The organism is Algoriphagus yeomjeoni, assembly GCF_049821175.1.
Taxonomy (GTDB): domain Bacteria; phylum Bacteroidota; class Bacteroidia; order Cytophagales; family Cyclobacteriaceae; genus Algoriphagus; species Algoriphagus yeomjeoni_A.
Map to the genome: position 1 here is coordinate 1,695,680 of NZ_CP187512.1, position 23,714 is coordinate 1,719,393.

At 40.4% G+C, this 23,714-nt stretch carries 26 protein-coding genes; 12 read left to right on the plus strand and 14 right to left on the minus strand.

Annotated features, from left to right (window positions below; all coding sequences use genetic code 11):
• Positions 1–31: 31 nt before the first annotated feature.
• Both ACPUEN_RS06675 and ACPUEN_RS06680 read right to left on the minus strand, forming a co-directional pair.
• Entirely contained in the window at positions 32–1,372 is a 1,341-nt protein-coding gene (locus tag ACPUEN_RS06675; protein ID WP_425639330.1) for a Gfo/Idh/MocA family protein, read from the minus strand.
• A 74-nt stretch (positions 1,373–1,446) separates the two neighbouring features.
• Positions 1,447–2,211 carry a 3-keto-disaccharide hydrolase gene (locus tag ACPUEN_RS06680; protein WP_425639331.1) on the minus strand — a complete coding sequence of 255 codons (765 nt, stop codon included), beginning with the start codon at positions 2,209–2,211 and terminating at the stop codon, positions 1,447–1,449.
• Positions 2,212–2,339: 128 nt separating this feature from the next.
• Between ACPUEN_RS06680 and ACPUEN_RS06685 the strand changes: the two genes are divergently transcribed.
• Positions 2,340–4,880 (plus strand): M14 metallopeptidase family protein, encoded by a 2,541-nt coding sequence (locus tag ACPUEN_RS06685; RefSeq protein ID WP_425639332.1) that lies wholly within the window; start codon positions 2,340–2,342, stop codon positions 4,878–4,880.
• Between the two features lie 58 nt (positions 4,881–4,938).
• On the opposite strand, the gene ACPUEN_RS06690 is transcribed toward ACPUEN_RS06685, so the two are convergent.
• From ACPUEN_RS06690 to ACPUEN_RS06745, 12 genes are all read right to left on the minus strand, one after another.
• Entirely contained in the window at positions 4,939–5,376 is a 438-nt protein-coding gene (locus ACPUEN_RS06690) for a hypothetical protein (protein ID WP_425639333.1), read from the minus strand.
• 99 nt (positions 5,377–5,475) lie between these two features.
• Positions 5,476–5,889, minus strand: a complete 414-nt coding sequence (locus ACPUEN_RS06695; protein WP_425639334.1) for an energy transducer TonB — start codon at positions 5,887–5,889, stop codon at positions 5,476–5,478.
• Between the two features lie 67 nt (positions 5,890–5,956).
• A complete protein-coding gene (locus ACPUEN_RS06700; RefSeq protein WP_425639335.1) occupies positions 5,957–6,382 on the minus strand; it encodes an energy transducer TonB in 426 nt (141 codons plus the stop codon).
• Between the two features lie 73 nt (positions 6,383–6,455).
• Complete coding sequence (locus ACPUEN_RS06705) at positions 6,456–7,799, minus strand: M56 family metallopeptidase (RefSeq protein WP_425639336.1); 1,344 nt, start codon at positions 7,797–7,799, stop codon at positions 6,456–6,458.
• Complete coding sequence (locus ACPUEN_RS06710; protein WP_425639337.1) at positions 7,799–8,170, minus strand: BlaI/MecI/CopY family transcriptional regulator; 372 nt, start codon at positions 8,168–8,170, stop codon at positions 7,799–7,801. The genes ACPUEN_RS06705 and ACPUEN_RS06710 overlap by 1 nt, the downstream gene beginning before the upstream one ends.
• A gap of 115 nt (positions 8,171–8,285) precedes the next feature.
• Positions 8,286–9,551, minus strand: coding sequence for a M56 family metallopeptidase (locus ACPUEN_RS06715; RefSeq protein WP_425639338.1), 1,266 nt, complete (start codon positions 9,549–9,551; stop codon positions 8,286–8,288).
• A complete protein-coding gene (locus ACPUEN_RS06720; protein ID WP_425639339.1) occupies positions 9,551–9,922 on the minus strand; it encodes a BlaI/MecI/CopY family transcriptional regulator in 372 nt (123 codons plus the stop codon). The genes ACPUEN_RS06715 and ACPUEN_RS06720 overlap by 1 nt, the downstream gene beginning before the upstream one ends.
• Positions 9,923–10,044: 122 nt before the next feature.
• Positions 10,045–10,659, minus strand: a complete 615-nt coding sequence (locus ACPUEN_RS06725; protein ID WP_425639340.1) for a protein-tyrosine-phosphatase — start codon at positions 10,657–10,659, stop codon at positions 10,045–10,047.
• Positions 10,660–10,674: 15 nt separating this feature from the next.
• Positions 10,675–11,145 carry a DUF6428 family protein gene (locus ACPUEN_RS06730; protein WP_425639341.1) on the minus strand — a complete coding sequence of 157 codons (471 nt, stop codon included), beginning with the start codon at positions 11,143–11,145 and terminating at the stop codon, positions 10,675–10,677.
• A 49-nt stretch (positions 11,146–11,194) separates the two neighbouring features.
• Positions 11,195–11,533: an ArsR/SmtB family transcription factor gene (locus ACPUEN_RS06735; protein ID WP_425639342.1), complete on the minus strand. Its 339-nt coding sequence runs from the start codon at positions 11,531–11,533 to the stop codon at positions 11,195–11,197.
• Between the two features lie 43 nt (positions 11,534–11,576).
• Positions 11,577–12,413, minus strand: coding sequence for a DUF4249 domain-containing protein (locus ACPUEN_RS06740; RefSeq protein ID WP_425639343.1), 837 nt, complete (start codon positions 12,411–12,413; stop codon positions 11,577–11,579).
• A 1-nt stretch (position 12,414) separates the two neighbouring features.
• Positions 12,415–14,817: a TonB-dependent receptor gene (locus tag ACPUEN_RS06745; RefSeq protein ID WP_425639344.1), complete on the minus strand. Its 2,403-nt coding sequence runs from the start codon at positions 14,815–14,817 to the stop codon at positions 12,415–12,417.
• 143 nt (positions 14,818–14,960) lie between these two features.
• Between ACPUEN_RS06745 and ACPUEN_RS06750 the strand changes: the two genes are divergently transcribed.
• The 11 genes from ACPUEN_RS06750 (at position 14,961) to ACPUEN_RS06800 (ending at position 23,568) form a co-directional block, all read left to right on the plus strand.
• The gene (locus ACPUEN_RS06750; protein WP_425639345.1) at positions 14,961–15,926 is read left to right on the plus strand and encodes a vWA domain-containing protein; all 966 of its coding nucleotides are present in this window, start codon (positions 14,961–14,963) and stop codon (positions 15,924–15,926) included.
• Positions 15,927–16,571 (plus strand): hypothetical protein, encoded by a 645-nt coding sequence (locus tag ACPUEN_RS06755; protein WP_425639346.1) that lies wholly within the window; start codon positions 15,927–15,929, stop codon positions 16,569–16,571.
• Positions 16,561–17,190: a hypothetical protein gene (locus tag ACPUEN_RS06760; RefSeq protein WP_425639347.1), complete on the plus strand. Its 630-nt coding sequence runs from the start codon at positions 16,561–16,563 to the stop codon at positions 17,188–17,190. The genes ACPUEN_RS06755 and ACPUEN_RS06760 overlap by 11 nt, the downstream gene beginning before the upstream one ends.
• A gap of 229 nt (positions 17,191–17,419) precedes the next feature.
• Positions 17,420–18,598: an acetyl-CoA C-acyltransferase gene (locus tag ACPUEN_RS06765; protein WP_425640157.1), complete on the plus strand. Its 1,179-nt coding sequence runs from the start codon at positions 17,420–17,422 to the stop codon at positions 18,596–18,598.
• Positions 18,599–18,654: 56 nt separating this feature from the next.
• Positions 18,655–19,740, plus strand: coding sequence for a toxin-antitoxin system YwqK family antitoxin (locus tag ACPUEN_RS06770; protein ID WP_425639348.1), 1,086 nt, complete (start codon positions 18,655–18,657; stop codon positions 19,738–19,740).
• A gap of 59 nt (positions 19,741–19,799) precedes the next feature.
• Positions 19,800–20,738 (plus strand): phosphoribosylaminoimidazolesuccinocarboxamide synthase, encoded by a 939-nt coding sequence (locus ACPUEN_RS06775; RefSeq protein WP_425639349.1) that lies wholly within the window; start codon positions 19,800–19,802, stop codon positions 20,736–20,738.
• Between the two features lie 127 nt (positions 20,739–20,865).
• A complete protein-coding gene (locus ACPUEN_RS06780; protein WP_425639350.1) occupies positions 20,866–21,252 on the plus strand; it encodes an STAS domain-containing protein in 387 nt (128 codons plus the stop codon).
• Entirely contained in the window at positions 21,249–22,166 is a 918-nt protein-coding gene (locus tag ACPUEN_RS06785; RefSeq protein ID WP_425639351.1) for a ribonuclease Z, read from the plus strand. Before ACPUEN_RS06780 ends, ACPUEN_RS06785 begins: the two co-directional genes overlap by 4 nt.
• Positions 22,163–22,954, plus strand: coding sequence for a queuosine precursor transporter (locus tag ACPUEN_RS06790; protein WP_425639352.1), 792 nt, complete (start codon positions 22,163–22,165; stop codon positions 22,952–22,954). Before ACPUEN_RS06785 ends, ACPUEN_RS06790 begins: the two co-directional genes overlap by 4 nt.
• An 84-nt stretch (positions 22,955–23,038) precedes the next feature.
• Complete coding sequence (locus ACPUEN_RS06795) at positions 23,039–23,254, plus strand: hypothetical protein (protein ID WP_425639353.1); 216 nt, start codon at positions 23,039–23,041, stop codon at positions 23,252–23,254.
• Positions 23,239–23,568 carry a type II toxin-antitoxin system PemK/MazF family toxin gene (locus tag ACPUEN_RS06800; RefSeq protein ID WP_425639354.1) on the plus strand — a complete coding sequence of 110 codons (330 nt, stop codon included), beginning with the start codon at positions 23,239–23,241 and terminating at the stop codon, positions 23,566–23,568. Before ACPUEN_RS06795 ends, ACPUEN_RS06800 begins: the two co-directional genes overlap by 16 nt.
• Positions 23,569–23,714: the final 146 nt, after the last annotated feature.

The window sequence follows — 23,714 nt, forward strand, 5'->3', positions numbered from 1 at the left end:
GTAGGTGGGCTTCGCTTTGCTCGCAACAACACTAGACTTGCGGCAATTTCCAGCCATTATGATAATGAGCTTTCATCAAGTCATTGGCTGCGGATGAGGTAAATTGATTTTTTGTTGCATCCCAATATACTTTCTCCCCAGTCTTGTAAGCAATATTTCCCATTTGGGCATTGATAGCTGCTACACTACCAGTCTGAATCGCACAATTGAGAAGACTTGGATCATTCGCAGTAACTGCCTCCACGAAATTCACAGCATGTAAATCCAAAGCAATTCCAACACCTCTAGTATGTGGAACTTCTTCTACTTTTGGAACCCTGTTTCCATCTACTGTTTCAGTTTCAGGAATCACCTTCCATCCTCCTCTATTCACTACCAGCGTGGCATTATTTCCTATAAAAGCTATGCCTTCGGTTGTCCCATAATTCCCACCATCAATCCCTGTGGCATGCTCCCAGAGCATGTTAAAGCCATCGTATTCATAGACAGTTTGCAGAGTATCAGGCGTTTCAGAGGCATCATTTGGATAAGCGAATTTACCTCCAGAGGCCATTACTGATTTGGGCGCAGAAACACCCATCGCATACAATGCAATATCTATCTCATGTACTCCCCAGTCAGTCATCAATCCTCCTGCATAATCCCAGAACCATCGGAAATTGAAGTGGAAACGATTTGGATTGAAAGGTCGCTCTGGCGCAGGACCTAGCCACATCTTATAATCAACTCCTGCTGGTACTGGGCCATTAGGCAATACCGGAACCGGCTTCATCCAGCCTTGATATGCCCAGCATTTCACTAATCGTATTTGTCCAAGTTTTCCGGATTTGACATAATCAATCGCCTCAGCATATTGTGAACCCGATCGCTGCCACTGCCCTACCTGAACTACCTTACCATAACGCTCCTGGGCTTTTACCATGAGCTGGCATTCTTCAATAGTATTTGCAATTGGCTTTTCTACATAGACATTTTTCCCAGCAGATACAGCATCACACATGATCAGGCAATGCCAGTGATCTGGCGTACCCACAATCACGATATCAATATCCGGATCCTCTAAAAGCTTTCTATAATCTTTGTATTGCTTAGGGCGTGTGCCTCGAAGCTTAAACACATCCTCTGTCCTCTGGTCTAGCACACTTTGATCCACATCTGCCAAGGCAACGCAATTCACCTGCGGCATTTTGAGATGAGCATTCATATTGGACCAACCCATGCCCTTGCAGCCAATCAGGCCATAATTAAGTTGATCGGACGGCTTTATTTTTCTGGTAAAGCGACCAAAATCGGATGCAGTTAGAATTTGAGGCATGCCCAAACCTGCTCCCAGTAACATGGTGTTCTGGATAAATTTTCTTCTTGATGACATAATATTTTGGGTTATTGAGTAAAGACAAAAAAAGAGCAGATAATCAACTTACCTGCTCTTCAAAATGGAATGGATTAAAGCTCTCTAACCCAAATATTTCTAAATCTAACTGGGTTTCCGTGATCCTGAAGTTTGATTGGTAACTTCTCAGGATGTGCTTTATAATTAGGAATACCGATGTATTCTGTTGGACCTTTTAGCGTCACATGGTTTTGAACTACCACACCGTTCATAATCACAGTAACAGTCGCTGGAGAAGTCACAATTCCATCCTTGTTGAAACGAGGTGCTTTGAAAATAATATCGTAGTAGTTCCACTCACCAGGAGGTCTTAATGCCATGGCTAAAGGAGCAAATTGCTTGTAGATACTTCCAGCTTGTCCGTTTGTATAGGTTTTGCTTTCGTAGCTATCCAAAACCTGAACTTCATAAATACCCATCAAGAAAAAGCCTGAGTTTCCTCTTCCTTGACCTTCGCCTACAATCTCTGTAGGTGCAGACCATTCTACGTGATATTGAGCATCGCCAAAAGGCAATTTGGATTGTATATCGCCTTTCCCTCTGGATACTACCAATTCCCCATTTTCAATGGTCCATGCAGCCGGAGAGCCATCTCTCGCACTTACGAACCCATTAAGACTAGTACCGTCGAAAAGTACGATAGCATCTGAAGGTGGTGCAGTATTGTTGGCACCTGGGGTTACTTTCGGAGGAACTGGAGTGTAAAATTCCGTTGCCTCGGGTTTCATAGCTGGAGGGGTTTTCTCCTGGGCTTGAACCAATGGGCTCAGTGTCAAAGCACTAGCAGTTATAACTAGTGATAGAATTGTCTTTTTCATACAATAGACATTTAGGATTTATTATTAGAGTGTTTAAATTAAACCAAATCAAGCCAAACCAAAAACCATTGATGGATTTTAAATTGTTCTACTCCTGCTCTTTTGTAATTTCAAGAAACCTAATATTTATGAAAAAACCACTGCTCATTTTATTACTTGGATTCATAATGGCTGCTGGAAGCTTTGCGCAGTCCAGCTATTACTTTCCCGGAGAATCCTTCGACTCTTCTATTCCTTCACCGGAAGAATTCCTAGGCTATCCGATTGGCGAATGGCATACCAGATATGATTTGATTGTAAGGTATTATGAGAAGTTGGCCGAAGTCAGTGATTTAGCTGAGCTAAAAACGATAGGCTATACCCATGAGCATCGACCTAAAATCATTCTGACTATCGCTTCATCAGCTCATCTAGGGAATTTGGAAGAAATCAGGCTAGCTCAACTTCAACTTGCAGATCCAAGTCAGCCGAAACCTGATGTAAGTGCCATGCCTTCAATTATGCATTTGGGCTATGGTGTGCATGGAAATGAACCTTCATCGGCAGAAGCTGCGATGCTTTCTGCTTATTGGCTACTTGCTTCGCAAAGTGAGCTAGCTCAAAACCTAAGGAAAAATGCTGTAGTTCATTTTGACCCAACAGTCAATCCTGATGGTAGAGATAGACATAGCCTTTGGGCAAATAGCAACAAAGGTTTCCCTCCCGTTGCGGATCCGCTGGATAGAGAGCATAATGAGGCTTGGCCAGGTGGCAGAACAAATCACTATTGGTTTGATTTGAACCGGGATTGGTTGCCTTTAGCTCATCCTGAATCACAAGTCAAAATAGCTTGGTATCATGATTGGTATCCGAATGTCACCACAGACTTTCATGAAATGGGTACAGATGGAACTTACTTTTTTGAGCCAACCAAGCCCTATGGAAGTGAAAATCCGGTAGTTCCCCGTAAAAACTACGATGATATCAATGTTCGCTTTGCAAAGTATTTTGCAGAATACCTAGACGAAATTGGCAGTCTCTACTGGACCAAAGAGGTGTTTGACAATAGCTATCCAGGCTATGGGTCGACTTATCCGGACATTCAAGGTGGCTTAGGGTTGGTATTTGAGCAGGCAAGCAGCAGAGGTCATTTACAGTCAAGCCAGCGAGGAGATATCAGTTTTGCTTTTACAATCCGAAATCATGTCCGGAGTTCAATAGCCACCATGGAAGCTGGCTTGGATAATAGAGAATACATGCATGATTACCTGCGGGAATTCTTTCAAACGGCAGTTTCAGAAGGAGCAAAAGATCCTGCAAAAAACTATGTATTCGGAGATCAATTCGATCCAAGTAGAAACTCCCTCTTTGTGAAATTTCTGATGGATCACAAAATCAAAGTATATGAAAACAATGCTGATCTGAGCGTAGGTGGTTATGACTTCAAAGCAGGCAAATCATGGATCGTCCCTACTTCACAGCCACAATATAGAATGGTTCGTACGATGTTCGAAGATGTGAAAGAGTTTGCTGATTCAGTATTTTATGATGCTTCCGCATGGACTATGGCCAGAGCTTACGGAATGCCATTTGCATCTAATGCCTCGGACAAAACAGGTGATTTACTTACTGAAGTACCAACCCAAACCTATGATTTCCCAACCGGAAAGGCTTATGCCTACTTAATTGATTGGTCAGATTATTATGCTCCAAAGATGCTTTTTGACCTGCAGGAAGCTGGCGTACATGTGGAGGTAATAAATCGCCCTTTCACTTCAAAGACCCAAGATGGAGAAACTAAGTTTTCAGCAGGTACGCTCATTATTCCAAGTGGCTTTCAAAAGCTTGAAACAGCAGAATTAAAAGATGTGCTTGACAAACTAGCGAAGAAAAACAAGCAAAAAATCTATGCAACGACCTCTGGAATGAACTTGGAAGGAATAGACCTTGGATCAAATCTGGTAGGCGCCGTCACCATCCCTAAGGTAATCATGGTTGTGGGCGATGGCGTTTCCAGTTATGAAGCGGGCGAGATTTGGTATTTGCTCGATGGTCAGGTTGGTATGCCAATCAGCAAAGTCAATTCTGATGATATGGGAAGAGTGAATCTCTTTGATTACACCACCTTGATCTTGCCATCGGGTAATTACAACTCTTTTTCAGAAAACTTCCAAAACCATTTGAAAGATTGGATCTCCAGAGGAGGAACAGTCATTTCCATGAAAAGTGCCAGTCTGTGGCTAAACGAAAAAGAAATCATCAAAGAAGAATTGGTAGAAACAGAAGTAGCTCCAGAACCGGAAAGCTTACCCTATGCAGTTCAGCGGGATTTTGAGGGGGCTAAATCTGTGGGAGGAAGTATCTACATGGCAGCCCTTGACCTGACTCATCCAATAGCGTATGGCTATCAGAGGGAAACTTTACCTGTGTACAGAAACAGCTCAATTTTCTTTAAACCAAGTAAAGACAAATACCTAACGCCGATTCGCTACACCGAAAACCCGCTTTTGGGAGGATATATTTCCGATTCCAATCTTGAAAAACTAGGGCAAAGTGCAAGTGTAATCATCTCCCCTGTTGGTCGTGGACGTGTGATTAACTTCTTTGATAATCCAAATTTCCGCGGAGCTTGGTTTGGCACCAATAAACTTTTCCTTAATGCGATCTTCTTTGGAGCTATAATGGATTGAGAAATAGTATGATCAATCTAAATTCAAAAGCCACTGATGGATCAGTGGCTTTTGAATTTTATCGGGTGTATGAAAGTATAATTTTCCCCTTCAGTGTTCCATCTGGAGTTTTTAAATCTACTTCATGCATCGTCATTAACTCCTTATCCGTGACTTTAAGTAGCGTATAGATCAGCTCCTCACCATTTACATAAGTGGTAATTAACTTGTCATCCTCAACTAACCAAGTTCCTTTACCATTATCGTATTCTCCAACCAACTTTTGAAAAGTACCCTCATCGGATAAAACCAGCTTACTTCTCAAGTGCTGCTCTAAGCCTCCATTGATTGTCACAACGATATCGGGCCCTTCAGTTTTCTGAAACATAAAATCATAACCCTGCCAAGTTCCAACAACTTTATCTTCTAGATTAACGCTGCATGAAAAAGTGGTGAGTGAAATAATCAGTATAGAAATAGGCAATAAAAACTTGCGAACTAGTTTGGGTGTATTCATGGGTCAACTTGCTAAATAAGTTCGCTAAACTAGTTCATTTGCCCATAAACAAAAAAACATCCGAAGAAGCTCCGGATGTTTTTCACCTTTAATTAAAACTTAACTTAATGCAAATTTGATTGGGATCTTCATGATGGTATTCACAGGCTTTCCATCTTTTAGACCTGGTGTCCAATTTGTAGATTTCTGAATGACTCGCATGGCTTCCTCATCACAACCGCTGCCTATTCCGCGGACGACAGATACCTTTTCTATTGAGCCATCAGTTTTTACCAGTAGTTCAATAATTACCACTCCTTCCACTCCTTTTTCTTTAGCAGGTTCCGGATACTTGAGGTTTTCACCGAGGTAAGAATACCAACCTTGAATGCCACCTGGGGGAATTGGCATAATATCATTCTCCTCCTCAGTTTGAGCTAGAGCCGATTGAATAGGCAGTGCAGCAAAGAAAAGTAGGGCAATCGCAAGAATTGAAATTGCTTTTTGCGGGAAATTCAGGATAGGTCGTGTCATAGTTTTTGGTTTAGATATATTTCACAATGAGCATGTTTTTATTCTTTCTGAGGAGTTCAGTTGACGGTTACAATCTGAACCTTACCGGAAGTCTCATTTTTACATTGACAAATTCACCGTCTTTTTTCCCTGGAGTCCAGGTTGGAGACTCCTTCACCAGGCGCATCACTTCCTCATCGCAGCCACCTCCTATTCCTCGCAGGATTTCAACCGAATCTATTGCTCCATCTTCACGCACTATAAACATAACGACCACTGTGCCTTCGATTTTCTTTTCTCTAGCCGCCGCGGGATAGGTCAGGTTTTCAGACAAATAGGAATTCCATCCTTCCATCCCACCTTTTGGTTGCGGCTGAACATCCACTTCCAGAAAAACTTCCTCAGCTTCAGTTTGTGCTTGAGCCGTTTGATTCGGGAGAAAAGCGAAGAAAAGTAGGGCAATCGCTAGAATTGAAATTGCTTTTTGCGGGAAATTCAGGTTAGGTCGTTTCATAGTTTTTGATTTAGTTAGGTTGATTTCAAAAGTTTAGTAGCTGAATAAAAATCATTAATTAAATGATTTTCAATTAATTATAGGCTACTACAACTATTTCGGGCAGATTATCACTAGAAGAGGCTGAGGTTGATTCAATCTTAGCATCACTATTGGCAAGCTTGAATCTTATTGGCAACCTCATTCTAGTACTTACTACTCGATCTCTCTGCTTTCCTGGCTCCCAATTCTCTGCATTTTCTACAACTCTGATCGCTTCTTCATCAACTGATCCTCCTATCCCTCTTAGGATTTCTACATTTGAAAGATTCCCATCCTCCTCTACTATGAATCCAACAACTACAGTTCCTTGAATCCCGGCGCTTCTTGCTTCTGCTGGATATTTAAGTGTTTTGGATAGGTATTTATGCCAAGCTGACATTCCACCTATTGGTTGTGGTGGGACTTCAACTACGTCAAAAACTTGATTTACATTATCGTTTAGTTTTCTTGCTGAGAGGTCAGCAGGACCTATGTTAGTCGCTTTTAACTCACCTGCCATCATTGGTCCTTCCATTTCCTCTTCAGGAGCTATTTCACAGGAAAACACGAAAAATAATGCTGCTAATACAGGAACAGCGAGTAGAAACCTACGCATTTCCTTCTTTTGAGATTGTGGTTTACTCATCATAATAATTCGTTTTTTGGTTTGAAACTGGTTGAAGTTATTCATGAAGTGCCAGCCCTGTCCTTTGGTGATCAGCTGAAGTAAAAGCCCCGAATATTCCTTTTTAGAATAGGTAGAAGTCACCCCCTGATCAGCCTGATATTCATGCACTTCCCGAAGGTGTCTCTCAAATTGATAAATCAAGGGATTGAACCAGAAGATGATTTTAGCAAACTGGACGAATAGCAAATCCCAGCTGTGTTTTAAGCGAACATGCACAGATTCATGCAAAATGATTTGCCGCTGCTCAGCTCTATTTGGGTCAAATTCTGGTAATAAAATGTAATCAAAAAAAGAGGCTGGTATGAACTCAGGATGTACAGCGATCCAATAGTTTTGATAGCGAAGTAGTTTTGATTTCCCTATCATCCGCTGAGAAGTAAAATAGCCAAGGATAAGGTAAACTGACATGATGACGACTCCAGCCAAGTAGATCATAAAGACAATTTGCTGCCAGGTAAGGCTTGAAGAATCCCGATTAATAACATTACCCACAACAAATTCAGGAAGTATAATTTCAGCTGTAGCTAAGGATGAAATGCCTACTTGAAATGAAAGAAGCGGAATAATAAATGAGAGCATCAGCATGCAAATCAGGAGCACCCGATTTAGGGTAAAGAATGTGAGTTCACTCAATACGACTCTATAGAATAAAACCGTAATCCCCAGGCAAATACTGGCTTCAGCTAAGTATGTTAAGATGAAATTCATTATTCCGCTGGCTTGTCCATGTCATCAATCATCCGCTGCAAGTCTTCAATTTCTTTATCAGAAATCTTATTCTCCTTCACCATAAAGGACAGGAAATTCCCCACCGACCCTTCGAAATAATGCTTCACCAATTGATTCACACTTTTCTTGCTGTATTCAGCCTGTGAAACCAAAGGGAAATATTGGTGCGTGGTACCATAAGCTTTGTGATCCAAATAACCCTTCTTTTCTAGCAGTTTGATAGCAGAAGCCAAAGTGGTGTATGGTGGCTTTGGCTCAGGAAGCTCCTCAAGTACATCGCGGACCAGCGCCTTTTCAAGTTTCCAGAAAATGCGCATGATCCTTTCTTCGTTGCTATTTAATTCGTTCATGGTGCTGGGATAAAGAGGATTTTTGGGTATTGTGGACGAGTCTCAGATCTATTGATTACTTCAAAGACTTATCATTGATTTTTATAATAACTGATTTTCAGTCTGTCTGGTCAAATCAACTTAGTTTAAATCGAATAGGCAGTCTCATTCTGGTATTCACAGGATTGTCTTTTTGCTTTCCAGAAATCCAATTCGGCGCGTTTTCCACCACACGAACAGCTTCTTGGTCAGCACCACCTCCGATTCCTCTAAGGACTTCTACATCAGATATAGAACCATCAGTATTTACTACAAAGACAACGATGACAGTGCCTTCTATCCCCGCAGATTTGGCCTGTGCTGGATAGGTCAAGTTTTGGCTTAGATAGGCATTCCATGCTTCCATTCCTCCCTGAGGTGCTGGCTGTGTTTCCACCACATCAAAGATTGGATCTCCATCCTTGGCCAGTGTTCTAGCATTGATGTTTGCCGGACCTATTTTTACTTCTTTTACTTCACCAGCCATCATAGGCCCTTCCATTTCTTCCTCTGGTGTTATTTCGCAGGAAAACACGAAAAACAAAGCTGCTAGTACTGGAAATGCGAGCAGAAATCTGCGCATTTCCTTTTTCTGGGATTCTGGTTTACTCATCATAATAATTCGTTTTTTGGTTTGAAATTGGTTAAAGTTATTCATGAAGTGCCAGCCTTGTCCTCTGGTGATCAGCTGAAGCAAAAGACCGGAATATTCCTTTTTGGAATAGGCGGAGGTTACTCCACGGTCAGCCTGGTATTCGTGCACTTCTCTTAGGGACTTTTCAAATTGATAGATCAGTGGATTGAACCAAAAGATGATTTTAGCAAACTGGATTAAAAGTAAATCCCAACTGTGTTTTAAGCGAACGTGAACGGATTCATGCAATATGATTTGTCGCTGCTCAGCTCTATTTGGGTTAAAGTCTGGTAATAAAATATAGTCGAAAAAGGAAGCTGGTATAAACTCTGGATGCACAGCTATCCAATAATTCTGGTAACGAAGTAGTTTTGATTTCCCTATCCTCCGCTGGGAAGTAAAATAGCCTAGGATCAGATAAACTGACATAAACACCACTCCAGCCAGATAGGTCAAAAAGACAATTTCCTGCCAGGTAAAGCTTGATGAATCTTGATTTACTAAATTACCTACCAGAAATTCAGGAAGGGTAATTTCAGCTGTACTAAAAGAAGTGATGCCTATTTGGAAAGACAGCGAAGGAATGATGAATGAAAGCATCAGCATACCAATCAATAGTACCCGATTTAGGGTGAAGAAGGTAAGTCCACTCAATACCAAACGATAAAACAACACCGTGATACCTACGCAAATGCTTGCTTCGATTAGATAAGTTAGGATTAGATTCATTATTCGGTAGGTTTGTCCATGTCATCAATCATCCGCTGCAAGTCTTCAATTTCCTTATCAGAAATCTTATTTTCCTTCACCATAAAGGACAGAAAATTCCCCACCGAACCTTCGAAATAATGCTTTACCAATTGATTCACACTTTTCTTGCTGTATTCAGCTTGTGAAACCAATGGGAAATATTGGTGCGTGGTGCCGTAAGCTTTGTGATCCAAATACCCCTTCTTCTCCAGGAGTTTGATGGCAGAAGCCAGCGTGGTGTAGGGAGGCTTTGGATCTGGAAGTTCATCAAGTACATCGCGTACCAGCGCTTTTTCAAGTTTCCAAAAAATGCGCATGATCCTTTCTTCGTTGCTATTCAATTCGTTCATATCTCTAAGATAAAAACGAATTTTTAATAATCCTACGATTTTTTCGTATTACTACGGAGATTTTAGAATTGTTGTGAAAAAATTTAGCAGTAAAACTAATCGTGTTTGATCATACCACCCTTTTAATCAATAGCTTGACGAACTTTAGAAAAAGCAAAAAATAACTCTGCTCCAATTTGGAGGGAGCGTTCTAAATATTTTTCTGTTTCAAAAGGAGTATCATCAAAAGCCTTTGGATCCAAGTATCTTAAAGGAAGGCGAAAGTCAGCACCTGGTATAAACGGGCAATTCTCATCAGCATGATCACAAGTCATAATTGCAGCAAAACCAGTTTGCGGATTATTTTTATCGTCGTAGGTCTTTGAAAAAGTTAGAATCGGTTTAGAGTCAGAGCTTGAGAAAATAGAATAAGTAGGATTGACCAACCCTTCTTTGCTGATTTGAAAGCCACTCGATTCCAGGGCTATAACTGCACGCTCATTAAAGGCTGTGATTTCCACCCCACCAGAATAACACAAAGCTGGAATATCGAAATAATTCGCGGCCGTTTGCGCCCAAACCTGAGCCAATTGACTCCTCCTGCTATTGTGCGTGCAGATAAAATTCAAGGCTACTTTTTCTTCATGCTGAAGCTTCTTGATAATATATTCAGCCAACTGACTAAGCATTTCCTCCCGCTCAGCGGAGAGAGAATGCCTAGAAAAAGTATCAATTATAGATTGAATTTTTGGAAACATCTTAGTAGGGTTCATTTAGCAGCAACCAGAACCAGGTGTACAAGAAGCGGATTCATTTGCCAAAGTAGCTAATCTAACCTTAGGCTTAGCTGCAGGAATTCCGCATTTATCCTTGGCTAAGCAATCCGTCATTTTGGTAGTCAACACAAAAGCTTCTCCGTTGAAATCCAAACCATATTTGCCAATTGTATCACTTTGATACTCTACTTCCACTTCCAAATCTTGCAGCCCAAGTACCCTTTCAGAAAGCGAAATAATGTCCAATAATTTCTTGGCACCAAGTCTATGATCAAAATCGCCATCTTCCCACAGCTGGAAGTTAATAGCTTTTTCCTCCCTCACCGTACCTCCACAATCGATGAACTTCTTATTGATTTGCCCCACTTCAGTAATATGGAAATGAGCGGGAACTTTTACGCCGGAAGGCATCAAAAATTGAAGTTCTGACAATGCTGGTAGTACAGCTTTTATCTCTGATAGTTTCATAGCTTATTAGTTTAATTGTAATATTACGATAAATAAATTCAAATTTTTTTTAACAACAATCCTTGGTCTCACATGCTTCAGCATGCTGATCAAAAAGACCATTAAATAGTCCTTTGACCGACTCCCACTTCGAGGAGTTAATGCAATAGCTCACTGATACTCCCTCTACCGTTCCTTTGATCAAGCCGATTTCCTTCAGCTCCCTTAGGTGCTGGGAAATTGTAGCCTGAGCTAGTCCAAGTTCTAGGACCAAGGTTCCGTTGATGCAGGATTTAGCGGCTAGCAGATGCTGCAAAATCGCAATTCGGGCGGGGTGCCCCATTGCTTTTGCCAGTTGTGCCAGTTCATTTTGCTGCACAGTGAAGAGATCAGATTTAGTAATTCCCATAATTATATTGCAATATTACGATAAAGTAATTCTGAATAAAAAATTATTCTTCTTTTTCTTCAATTTTGATGGTTCTACTGAGCACGGAAGTAACATTGAAAAATCCCAAAACATCAGAATCACCTTTTACCACTCTGATATTGGAATCTGGATTTTGAGGCGGCGGGGAGAATAAACCTCCATCATTAAACAAGAGATTTACCAACTGGGATATGTAATCATAGGCACTTTCATTCATTCTATAAAGTTCAAGCCTTACTTTATCTCCTACATTGAAGGAATAATTCAATTCAAGACCTTCTTCAAAAAACTTCAAACCAAACGTATCATCGAAAAGCAAATAATCGTCACGGTCGTTTTTCAGTGTATCGTTTTCAATGACCTTGATTCTATAATAATTATCCTCTTCAAAAGGGATCTTTCCATATACTTTGATGTAGTACCCCTCCTCCCGAAACAATCGATCTTCCTGGTATTCATAGGTCACACTATCGACAGTAGGAGGAGCCAAAAGTGTCCCTGAGGAAGTAAACTCATTATCATTCCAAAGCACCGTTAACCGATAGGTCTCCCCTATCTCAGCTTTCTCCCCGGCGTTGAGTGGCAAATAACTATTTGAATAAACATTAAAGCCAAAAGGGATTTTGCGCGAGCTGCCCTCTACTGAAATGAATACCTCGGCATCCGATATTAATTGAGTATCCAAGGTGTCAAAATAATTCTCGGCCAATGAGATCCTCACCTCATTGTAAAAGGTGTTATCAGTCCAAACAGCTTCAATCACCGGCATATCCCCATCAATAGTCGCCAACGGTAAAAACACTTCCTCCTGACAGGAAAAAGCAGCAAATGCAAGTATCAAAATCCAAAATCTCTTCATGCTAAAACTGAAAATTGTAGGTAATTGATGGTAAAAATGTAAAGAGGTAAGTCATCACTATGCCTTGTCGGGTTGACACTATTGGTCCATCTTCACTGCTATTGTATCGGAAATCATCATTGTAAATCTCTCTGAATTCATAGGCAAAAGGATTTTTCCTACCATACAAATTATAGATGGAGAAGTTCCAGCTGCCTTTCCATTTTCTTCCTTTGTCGGCATTTTTCCAAGTGACTGAGGCATCCATTCGGTGGTAATCAGGAAAACGATCTTCATTTCTATAATCAGAATACAAGGGAACTGATTGATTATCCAGATCATAAACACCTATAGGAAATGACACAGCCTGCCCGGTGGTGTAAATAAATGTAAGACCTGCCGACCAGGAAGGAGAAAATTCATGATTCAAAACCAGCGTAACATCATGTGGCCTATCGAATCTCGGATTATATGCTTGATCCAGAGAGATACCCTCTATTTTTCGCCAGGTTCTGGAATAGGTATAAGCCAACCAACCGGTAGTTTTCCCAATATTTTTCCTCAACAAAAATTCAGCACCGTAAGACCAACCGTTTCCAGTAAGCAGTTCCGTTTCTACATTGTCTGTAAATAACACCTGAGCCCCATTTCGCAGATCAATTACATTTCTTAAGTCCTTGTAATATCCTTCAACCGAAAACTCCCAGCGGTTCTCATCAAAATTCCGAAATAATCCCAATGAAACTTGATCGGATCGAATCGGGGGAACATAGGTTCCTGCCAGAATCCAACGATCGATGGGAAGACCTGCAGAAGAATTTGAAGCTATTTGTACATATTGGAAATTACGGTTATAAGCAGCTTTGAAGGAGAATTCATCATTGAATAAATACCTGAACGCGATTCTAGGCTCCAAGCCTTGGTAAAATTTAATGTTCTCAAGTAACTCATAATTCAGCGAATCAGTAATTGGAATACCTGGTGCTACAACGTTGTTTTCATAGATATAATCAACACCTTTTCCTACCTGGTTGAAAAATCCCCAGCGGAGTCCAGCTTCGGTACTTAATTTGGGAGTGATTTCGTAGGTGATTCCAGCGAAAGCGCTATTCAACAAACCATTTTTAGGATTGGTGACAATTGGCTGAATATTACTTTCAGTCGCAGGATTTAATTCTATCGGCGCAAAATGATACAACTGGCTTTGGAAACCCCAATAGCTTTGGATTTTATCACTTTTAAGTAAGGTCCACTGCCCTTTTACTCCAGTTTCTGATAATCTATTTTTCCATTCAAAACCTGCATTAGGATCATCAAATTCTACGCGATAGTTATATCGGGAATGGTACCCCTGCAAATCAAAGAACAGCTTTTCAGAGACATTTCTACTCCATTGAGCTGAGGAAATCCAGTTGGTCCAACCCAAACCAAATTGATCATCCAGCCCCAGAAAATCACTTCCTTGATAACTGGAAACGGTCAGCTTATCTTTTTCACCTAGAATAAATGACAATTTCCCACTCAAATCATGGAAATTAAGTTTGTTGTTTCGGATGTCGTTATCATTGGAGAGTTTCAAAAACAAATCCGCATAAGTCCTTCTGCCGGAAATAACGAAGGTGGATTTATCCGAAAACAAGGGGCCATCTAAGGTCAACCTGGAAGATATACTCCCAATTCCTCCTTCCCCATGGATCTGCTCATTGTTTCCCTCGCGCAAAGTCACATCTATCAATGAAGAAAGCCTTCCCCCGTAGGAAGCCGGCATATTTCCTTTGTAAAGTTCCACTTGATCAAGGGCATCAGGATTAAACACTGAAAAGAAACCAAAGAAGTGGGACGCATTATAAATCGGCGCACCGTCCAACTGCACTAAATTCTGATCTGCCGAGCCTCCCCGAACAAACAACCCTGTAGTTCCTTCTCCCGCGGTCTGTACTCCTGGAAGCAGTTGCAAGCTTCTTAGTAAATCTACTTCGCCGAATAGTGCAGGAATATTTTTAATCGTAGCAATAGGGATCGTTGCCTTTCCTGTTTCCATATTCCTGACTTGCTCATCAGGTCTTCTTTCCTGTATGATGATTTCGTCAAGAGACATTTCCTCTGGCTTTAGGAAAAAACGTTGCGTTTTCTCAAGGTCCTTGGTAGTAATGACACGAGAAGATGTTTCATAACCTATGAAAGAAACTATCAGGCGAGCTGGTAAGGGTTTTGTTTTTATCCGAAAGACGCCATTAATATCCGAGACTACGCCCGAAGAAACATCATTTTCCCAATAGACGCTAGCACCTGGAAGTGGCGTTGTATTAATCACATCAACTACCTCTGCCGAGAAATAGCTCGTTTCCTGAGCACTGGCATTGCAAAACAGTAAAGTAAAAAAAGACAGGAAAATGAATTTGCTAAGCTTGCCAGTTGGCTTCATCCTTTGTTAATTAGAATTGTAATCTCAAAACTAGACGATTCAAAAAAATTAATGTTTGTTAATTATCAAGAACATTTGAATTTACCTTTACCACTTATCGTATTCTCGCTTTTAAAGTAATCTTTATTTTATAATTTCAGGCTATGATTTGGGCATATCCGGACGTAAAACTCACCCTCTTGCTAGCCGGCATATTCGGCTTGCTGTATTTTATCTATTTATTTCGCTACTGGAAGATCAATCGAAAACTGGTGGTGGAAAAGCGCAGGCTATTCACTAAGGTGGTTATTAGAACCGTCTATTTTGTGTTATTCCTTATTGCTTTTGCTGGACCTTCCATAGGAACTTCCCTGAAAGAAATACAGGAAGAAGGCAAGGACATCTTCATTGCAGTAGATTTATCTCAGTCGATGAATGCTACAGACATTGGCCCCAGTCGCCTTCAGCGAATTAAGTTTGAGTTAAAAAACCTGACTAAAAGCTTTCCTTCTGATAGAATAGGTTTGATCATCTTCAGTTCGGAGGCATTCATGCAATGCCCTCTTACGTTTGATCAAAGTGTACTTCAGTTATATATCGATGGATTAAATACAGGCTTGGTTCCAAATTTCGGAACAGATCTTAACGGTCCTTTGAGAATGGCGGAAGAAAGGTTTCTTAATGACGAAAGCCAGGAAGTGAAGTCCAAAACGATTATTTTGATTTCCGATGGAGAAAATTTCGGAGATGATCTCGACGAAATTGGTTCACGATTAAACAGTGAAGGAATTAAAGTATTTTCCTTAGGCATTGGAACAGAAGGTGGAAGCAGCATTCCAAGAGGAAATGGTTTGGTAATAGATCCGCAAACCGGCAAGCCTGCGCAGACGGTACTTGACCGTACACCTCTTCAGCAAATAGCTGCTGAGACTAATGGTGCATATTTTGAGATATCCGATGAAGTTCAGGAAATTGGAGATTTAACTGCCGCTATTGAGCGTGTGGAAGGTGGAGTGACAGGATCCCGAGTGGTGGAAGCTTCCGCAAATAAATATTTCTATTTCTTATTGGCTGGCTTAGTTCTTTCTATGCTGGACATGATTTTACCGATCAAAACTATCAAATTATAAATGAGCTGGAGTAAGCTAACATTAGCAGTTTTTCTTCTGATTCCCGCATCTTGGACTCGAGTTTCCAGGTTGAATTCCGCCATTGATTTGGCAGGAGAAAGCTACGCCAAAGCTGAATACGAGCAGTCTATCATCAACCATCAGGTTCTAGTAGATGAATTTGGGTATGCTTCTCCAGAGCTTGATTACAACCTTGGATTGAGCAATCAATTTGCTGAAAAAGTGGACGAAGCTGCAGGCTATTACGACAAAGCTTCAATTGCTCCAAATAAGATGCTTGCGTCTTTCGCATACAATCAAGGTGGCGTATTATTAGGAGATAAAAAGGAGTACGAGCCTGCCCTCTCCAAATTCAAATCCGCATTGATTCAAAACCCGAATAATGAAGTAGCCAGATACAATTATGAATTGCTGGCAAGGTGGTTGCAACGTGATGAGGAACGCAAGAATGAAGACCAAAATAAGCCGGAACCATCGGAATTTGCGAAGCGTAAAAAAGCAGAGGCAGATCGGTTAGTGGAACAATTCCGCTTCAAAGATGCGTTGAACCTAATGAATGAAGCTAGGCTTCAAGATGAAACCGTTGATGCTTACAAAGATTTTATGACGAGTCTACAAGAAATTACAGAGATCGATGAGAAATAAACTTCTATTACTTCTGGGATTTGTTTTTACCCTAAGCTTATCCAGCAGCATAGCCCAAACTTCAGGCGAATACTTTAATCGCGCAGCGAGATCCTATGTCAAAACTGAAAAAGACCAGGCTTTGGCTACAGTAAACGATGGATTGACTAAATATCCTGGAGATGCAAAACTACAGGCGTTGAAGGAAAAGTTGGAAAAAGATAAGGAAGAGCAAGACAAGCAGGATCAAGATAACAAGGAGAATCAAGATCAGCAAAACCAGGAAGAAAAGCAGGATCAAAAAGATAACTCTCAACAAGGAGAGGATGGCGAACAGCAAGAGCAAAAGGAGGATGGCGAAAAAACCGATGAGGATAAAGCCAAAGAATCTCAATCTGGAGATCCTTCTGAGCAAAGCGAGGATAAGCCTGGAGAAAACGCGAATGATCAGAAAGATGCAAATCTAGCTGACAAGCAAAAGGCTATGGAAGAGTTTAAGGAAAAGCTGAAAGCAATGAACTTGACTCCTGAGCAAGCTGAGCAAATTCTGGAAAGTATGAACGCTGCAGAATTACGCTACATACAGCAAAACAAGAAAAAGGCCACAGAGAGACCTAAGAGAGGTATTCCTGATTGGTAAAATCTAGAAGCTAGACTTTAGACACAAGATTCAAGACTTTAGAATCTGCAAAATTTGATGTCTAGCAGTCATTAAAATTCTTTGTGATTTTGTGATTTACAAGATTTTAAATTCATAACTCTAATACCAAGACTCTTGATTCTAACTTCTTGGTTCTTGGCTCTCGGTTCTAAAATCTAATGTCTAGTGTCTTAAATCTAGCATCTTAATTTAAACCCAAATAACTATGATTAAAGAAGTATATATTGTTTCGGCCGTTAGAACCCCTTTGGGGAGCTTTGGTGGGAAATTAGCTGGATTGACAGCAATAGAACTTGGTAGCACGGCCATCAAAGGTGCCCTAGAAAAAGCAGGTGTAAAATCAGAATCAGTTCAGGAAGTTTTTATGGGAAATGTAATTTCCGCTAATCTTGGACAAGCTCCTGCACGTCAGGCAGCTATAGGTGCTGGAATCGGATATAATGTCCCTTGTACTACAGTCAATAAGGTTTGTGCTTCAGGCATGAAAGCAGTGATGTTTGGTGCTCAGTCCATTATGTTGGGAATCAATGACGTAGTGGTAGCAGGTGGAATGGAAAGTATGTCCAATGTGCCATTCTATGTTCCAAAAGCGAGATTTGGCTATAAATATGGAAATGCTGAATTCGTAGACGGTTTAGTGAAAGACGGTCTTTTCGAAGTGTATTATAAATTCCCAATGGGAAACTGCGCAGATAATACTGCAAAGGAAATGAACATTTCCCGAGAAGCTCAGGATGCATATGCTATTCAATCCTATCAAAGATCTGCCGATTCCTGGGCTAAAGGTTACTTCAAAGATGAAGTGGTGCCTGTGGAAATGAAAGGCCGAAAAGGTGAAACAATCGTCATTGACGAAGATGAGGAATATAAGAATGTGATGTTTGATAAGATTCCTTCGCTTCGACCAGTATTCGACAAAGAAGGAACTGTCACAGCTGCGAATGCTTCCACAATGAATGACGGAGCTTCTGCGCTAGTTTTGGTAAGCAAGGAAAAAGCAGAGGAACTGGGTTTAAAACCTTTGGCTAAGATCAGAGGATTTGCAGATGCGGCTACTGACCCACTTTGGTTTACTACCGCTCCTGCCCTAGCAATCCCTAAAGCAATTCAACATGCTGGCTTGAAGGCTGAGGATATTGACTTCTATGAGATCAATGAAGCTTTCTCTGCCGTAGCATTAGCTAATCAGAAAGAGTTGAACCTTGACAATGAAAGAGTAAATGTCTTTGGAGGAGCAGTTTCTTTGGGCCACCCTCTTGGAGCTTCTGGCGCAAGAATCATCAGCACGTTGAACTCAGTCTTACATCAAAAAAATGGTAAAATCGGCGTTGCAGGAATATGTAACGGCGGTGGCGGAGCTTCTGCCATAGTCTTAGAGAAGATGTAATCTTATTGCAATTTCACTTACCGCAGGATGCTTTATCCTGCGGTTTCTTTTTAACTATGAATAAATTATTCCTTCTAGCCTCTTTCCTCCTACTTACCAATTTTTCTTTTGGGCAGGACACCATTCGAACCTACTACGATGAGGAGGAAACAATTTTGAAAGAGTTGTATTTCACTATAAATGGTGAGGCAAATGGAGAAATCAAGCGTTTTGACGAAGAAGGAAAACTCATTCAAATCGGCGAATTAAAAGACGGTCAGCGTAATGGAATTTTTGCTGACTTAGATCCTGAAACCGGAGACACTTTGAGGACTACTCCTTTTGTAGATAATATCCGATCAGGAGTTTCAAAGAGCTTTTACCCAAATGGAAAGCTAAAGCAGATATCCACATTTTCTGACAATCAGATTGAGGGTGAGGTGATTACCTACTACGAATCTGGTCAAGTCAGCGACAGAACTATCTTCTCAGTCAATAAACCAAATGGGCCGAGCGAAACTTTTTATGAATCTGGAAAGCAAGCATCCAAAGTTAATTTTTCGGAAGGTAGGTATGATGGGCTTTTTCAGGAATTTTATGAAAATGGACAGTTGATCGTTTCTGCAACTTATTCAAATGGAGACCTCAATGGAAGGGAAACTCAATACTATGAAGATGGACAAGTATTATCTGTCATAGATTATTCTGATGGGGTGTTGGATGGAGTTTATGAACTGAATTATCCAGACGGAGCTCCAGAAAGAAGAGGAAATTACAAAAAAGGGTATGAGGATGGTGAATTATTATCTTTTCACGAAAATGGGATGTTGAGGGAAAAATCAGTTTTCAAAAAAGGAATCCCTATACAACCAACCGAAAAGTACTATCCTTCCGGTAACATTGAGCAGAAAAAGACCTTTGATAAAAATGGTAATCTCATGATGGAGATCAACTACTTCGATAATGGGCAAGTTTATTTTGGAATAAATTATCTAAATAATAAAGCTCAAGGAGAAGTAAGGATTTATAGGGGAGATGGATCTTTGGAAGAAATCAGACGTTTCCAAGCTGGAAAAATGCATGGAAAGCGAGAGTTTTTCGATGAACAAGGGAATCTGATTAAAACAGAAACCTACGAAAACGGAAACAAAACCGAGAAATAATAGATATTGAAAGAGAAGAAAGGAAAAGCTTTTTCTATTTTTGCCCAAACGATAAAAGGATGAGTAACGCAATCAAAGAAACCCATTTTCAATTCCCAGGACAGCAAGGATTTTACAAAGGCAAAGTTCGCGATGTCTATATGTTTGATAAAGAATTGGTTGTGGTCGCATCAGATAGAATCTCAGCCTTTGATGTAGTATTGCCTAAACCAATTCCTTATAAAGGTCAGGTTTTAAACCAGATCGCTGCAAAATTCCTTCAAGCTACTTCTGACATTGTGCCAAACTGGGTTACTTCTATTCCAGATCCAAACGTCACAATTGGTACGCGTTGCGAGCCTTTCAAGGTAGAAATGGTGATCCGCGGATACATGTCAGGTCATGCAGCCAGAGAGCACAAAGCAGGAAAACGAGAGATTTGCGGCGTATCCATGCCAGAGCACATGCGTGAGAATGATCCTTTTCCTGAGCCTATCATCACTCCTACTACTAAAGCTGACAAAGGCCACGACGAAGATATTTCCAGAGAAGAAATTCTAAAACAAGGAATCGTGAGTGAAGCAGACTATGTGCAACTCGAAAAGTACACTAGAGCTTTATTTCAAAGAGGTCAGGAAATGGCAAATGAAATGGGACTGATCTTGGTAGATACCAAATATGAGTTCGGAAAAGTTGGAGGTAAGATTCTTCTCATAGATGAAATTCATACGCCGGATTCTTCACGCTATTTCTACGCTAATGGCTACGAAGAAAATCAGGCGAAGGGAATCGCACAGAAACAACTTTCCAAAGAATTTGTTAGACAATGGTTAATTTCGAATGGTTTTCAAGGCAAGGATGGACAAACAGTGCCAGAAATGACTGATGAAATTGTAGAAAGCATCTCTGATCGCTATATTGAGCTCTTCGAAAAAATCACAGGAGAAACATTCCAAAAAGCAAATACAACAGAAATTGAGTCTAGAATAGAGAAAGCAATCCTTAAACACCTAGGCTAAAGGCCCAACTTAATAACAATAGGAAATCAAGCATGGCGAAATAGTTCTCACAACGTAATGATTATTTAATCTGCGAGATTCCTCCCGATAGCTATCGGGATGACCAATAAAAAACAATAATAAACACATGAAATATTCAATTGATAAAAAAGAACAGTACGTCATCTTCACTCCCCAGGAAGAGAAATTGGATTCATTACTTGCTCCAGTTTTAAAATCTGAATTGTTGACGATTCATGCTGAAGGCTTCGAAAATCTAGTTTTAGATATGAGCGAAGTGAAATATGTAGATTCTTCGGGGCTTAGCGCTCTTTTGGTAGGAGACCGCGAGTTTAGTAAAAACGGCGGTGTTTTCATCATTTCAGGCGTTCAAGACCACGTAATGAAACTGTTGAAAATCTCCATGTTGGATAAGAAACTGAATTTGGTGAGCTCTCTTGAAGAAGCTAGCGAAGCTATATTCATGCATGCTATCGAAAGCGGTGAAGAAGAGGAAGAAGAGGAGGAGAGTTGATACCAGACTTTGAAGTCACCATATTAGGAAACACATCTTCCATCCCTGTGCATGGAAGACATCATACTGCCCAAGTCGTTAGATTTGGGCAGGATTTTTTACTGCTGGATTGTGGAGAAGCCATGCAGCTACAAGCTCGTGCCTACAAGGTCAAAGTCTCCAAAATCTCAAATATTTTCATTTCGCATCTTCATGGCGACCATTATTATGGTTTGATTGGTTTGCTCTCCAGCTACAGTTTAGGAAAGCGAACTACTCCCCTGACCATTTATGGACCAAAGGGATTGGATGATATCATCACCACCAATTTCAGATATAGTAATACCAAATTCCCCTATCCTTTGAATTTTGTGGAAACACATGACGATGGATTAAACCTTCTCCTGGAAACCTCCCGATACCAAGTTTTCAGCTTTCCATTAAAACATAGACTGCCTACGACAGGATTTCTAGTCAAAGAAAAACATGGACTGAGAAGTATGATCAAAGAGAAACTTCTACAGAATGAGGTGCCACTTGCGGCTATCCAGTCACTTCGCCAAGGGGAAGATTATAAAGACGAGCAAGGAAAAGTTTACAAAGTAAAAACATACACTTATCCTTTGCCCCCACTCCGCTCCTACGCTTATTGCTCCGATACTATCTACAACCCAGAGTTGAAGCAATACATCAAAAATGCAGATCTGCTTTATCATGAATCCACATTTATGGAGGATAATCTGGAACGGGCAGCTGTGACCTATCATAGCACTGCCAAGCAAGCTGCCGAAATAGCGAAAATGAGTCAAGTGAAAAAGTTGCTTCTAGGTCATTTCTCCTCCCGATATGTTCATCTCGAGCCTTTATTGGAAGAAGCAAAAACAATTTTTGAAAATTCAATCTTAAGTGAGGAAGGCTCAATCTATGCACTATGAACAAGTCTCAAAACTCCAGAAAAACTAACCTATTTATCATCCTGGGAAGCATCTTCCTTACCAATGCTATTTTGGCTGAAATCATCGGGGTAAAGATATTCTCAGCAGAGAAAACCTTGGGTTTTGATCCTGTCAACTGGACTTTCTTTGGAGAATACTTATTGGATTTCAACTTGACTGCAGGAGCCGTGATCTGGCCTGTCGTATTTATTACCACTGATATTATCAATGAGTACTTCGGAAAAAAAGGCGTTAAGAAAATTTCATTTTTGACTGCCGGGCTGATTGCCTATGCATTTATAGTAATTAGTGTAGTTACAGCATTGACACCCGCGGATTTTTGGCTGGATGTAAATGCAACCACTCCAGCTGGCGAAAGTTTTAATATCAGTTATGCATTCAACACGATCTTTCGACAGGGATTAGGGATTATCATTGGTTCACTTACTGCCTTTTTACTTGGACAGCTAATCGATGTCTACGTCTTCCAAAAATTAAGATCGGTCACAGGAGAGAATAAAATTTGGCTCAGAGCAACGGGATCTACTTTGGTGAGTCAATTCATTGATTCATTTGTCGTGCTCGGAATAGCTTTCTATGTATTTGGAAACTGGAGCCTCAGCCAAATCATTGCGGTGGGAATCATGAATTACATTTACAAAATGACTGTGGCTATTGTGCTTACTCCCCTACTTTATGTAGCACATGGAGTTATTGATAAATACCTCGGTAAAGCCTTGGCTGAGGAAATGACAGCAGAAGCGAGTGAGGATAAAGCGTTTTTGTGATTGAGATTGGAAAATTTAAATATTGGAAGATTGTAAGATTAACTCCTTCTGGAAAATGACTAATTATTTGAATATCTTTGAGTAATGAAAACTTTACGGCTAGATATATCATTAACAGACCTGAAGAAATCACTTCAAAGCCTGTCTAACGAGGACAAAAAAGAACTCTATTTTTTCTTAGAAAATGAGCTTACAAGCAATAAAGTGGAAGAACCTTCTATGATACATTATGCTTCGGAAAAATCCTTAGCCAAAGACTGGCTATCAAAAGAAGAAGATGAACAATGGAAGAATTTGTAAAAGGCGATATCGTAGAAGTTACTTTTCCGTTTTCAGATTTGAGTGCATCAAAAAGACGGCCTGCTTTAGTTTTGGCCAATGCTGATAATGGCGATTACCTGCTTTGTCAAATCACATCCAAAATTATCAAAGACAAATGGGCTTTAGTGCTACCCGAGAATCGAATCATTGAAGGCTCACTTTTCAAATCAAGTAACATAAGACCAAACCGGATATTCACGGCAGACCAACGAATCATACTTTATAAAGCAGGTGAAATCGATCCCTTATTTCATGCTAAAGTTGTAGGGAAAATTATAGAGCTCATATCTTAACTTACCATACAATCCTTGGGAAAGCTAGCCTAGATTACTTGCAACCAAATATTTTTCTCCTAAAACGGTGAATTTTTAAGTATTATTCTAAATACTTTCAAAAACAGTTTGGTATTCAAAATATTTAATATTACTTTTGTGCCGTC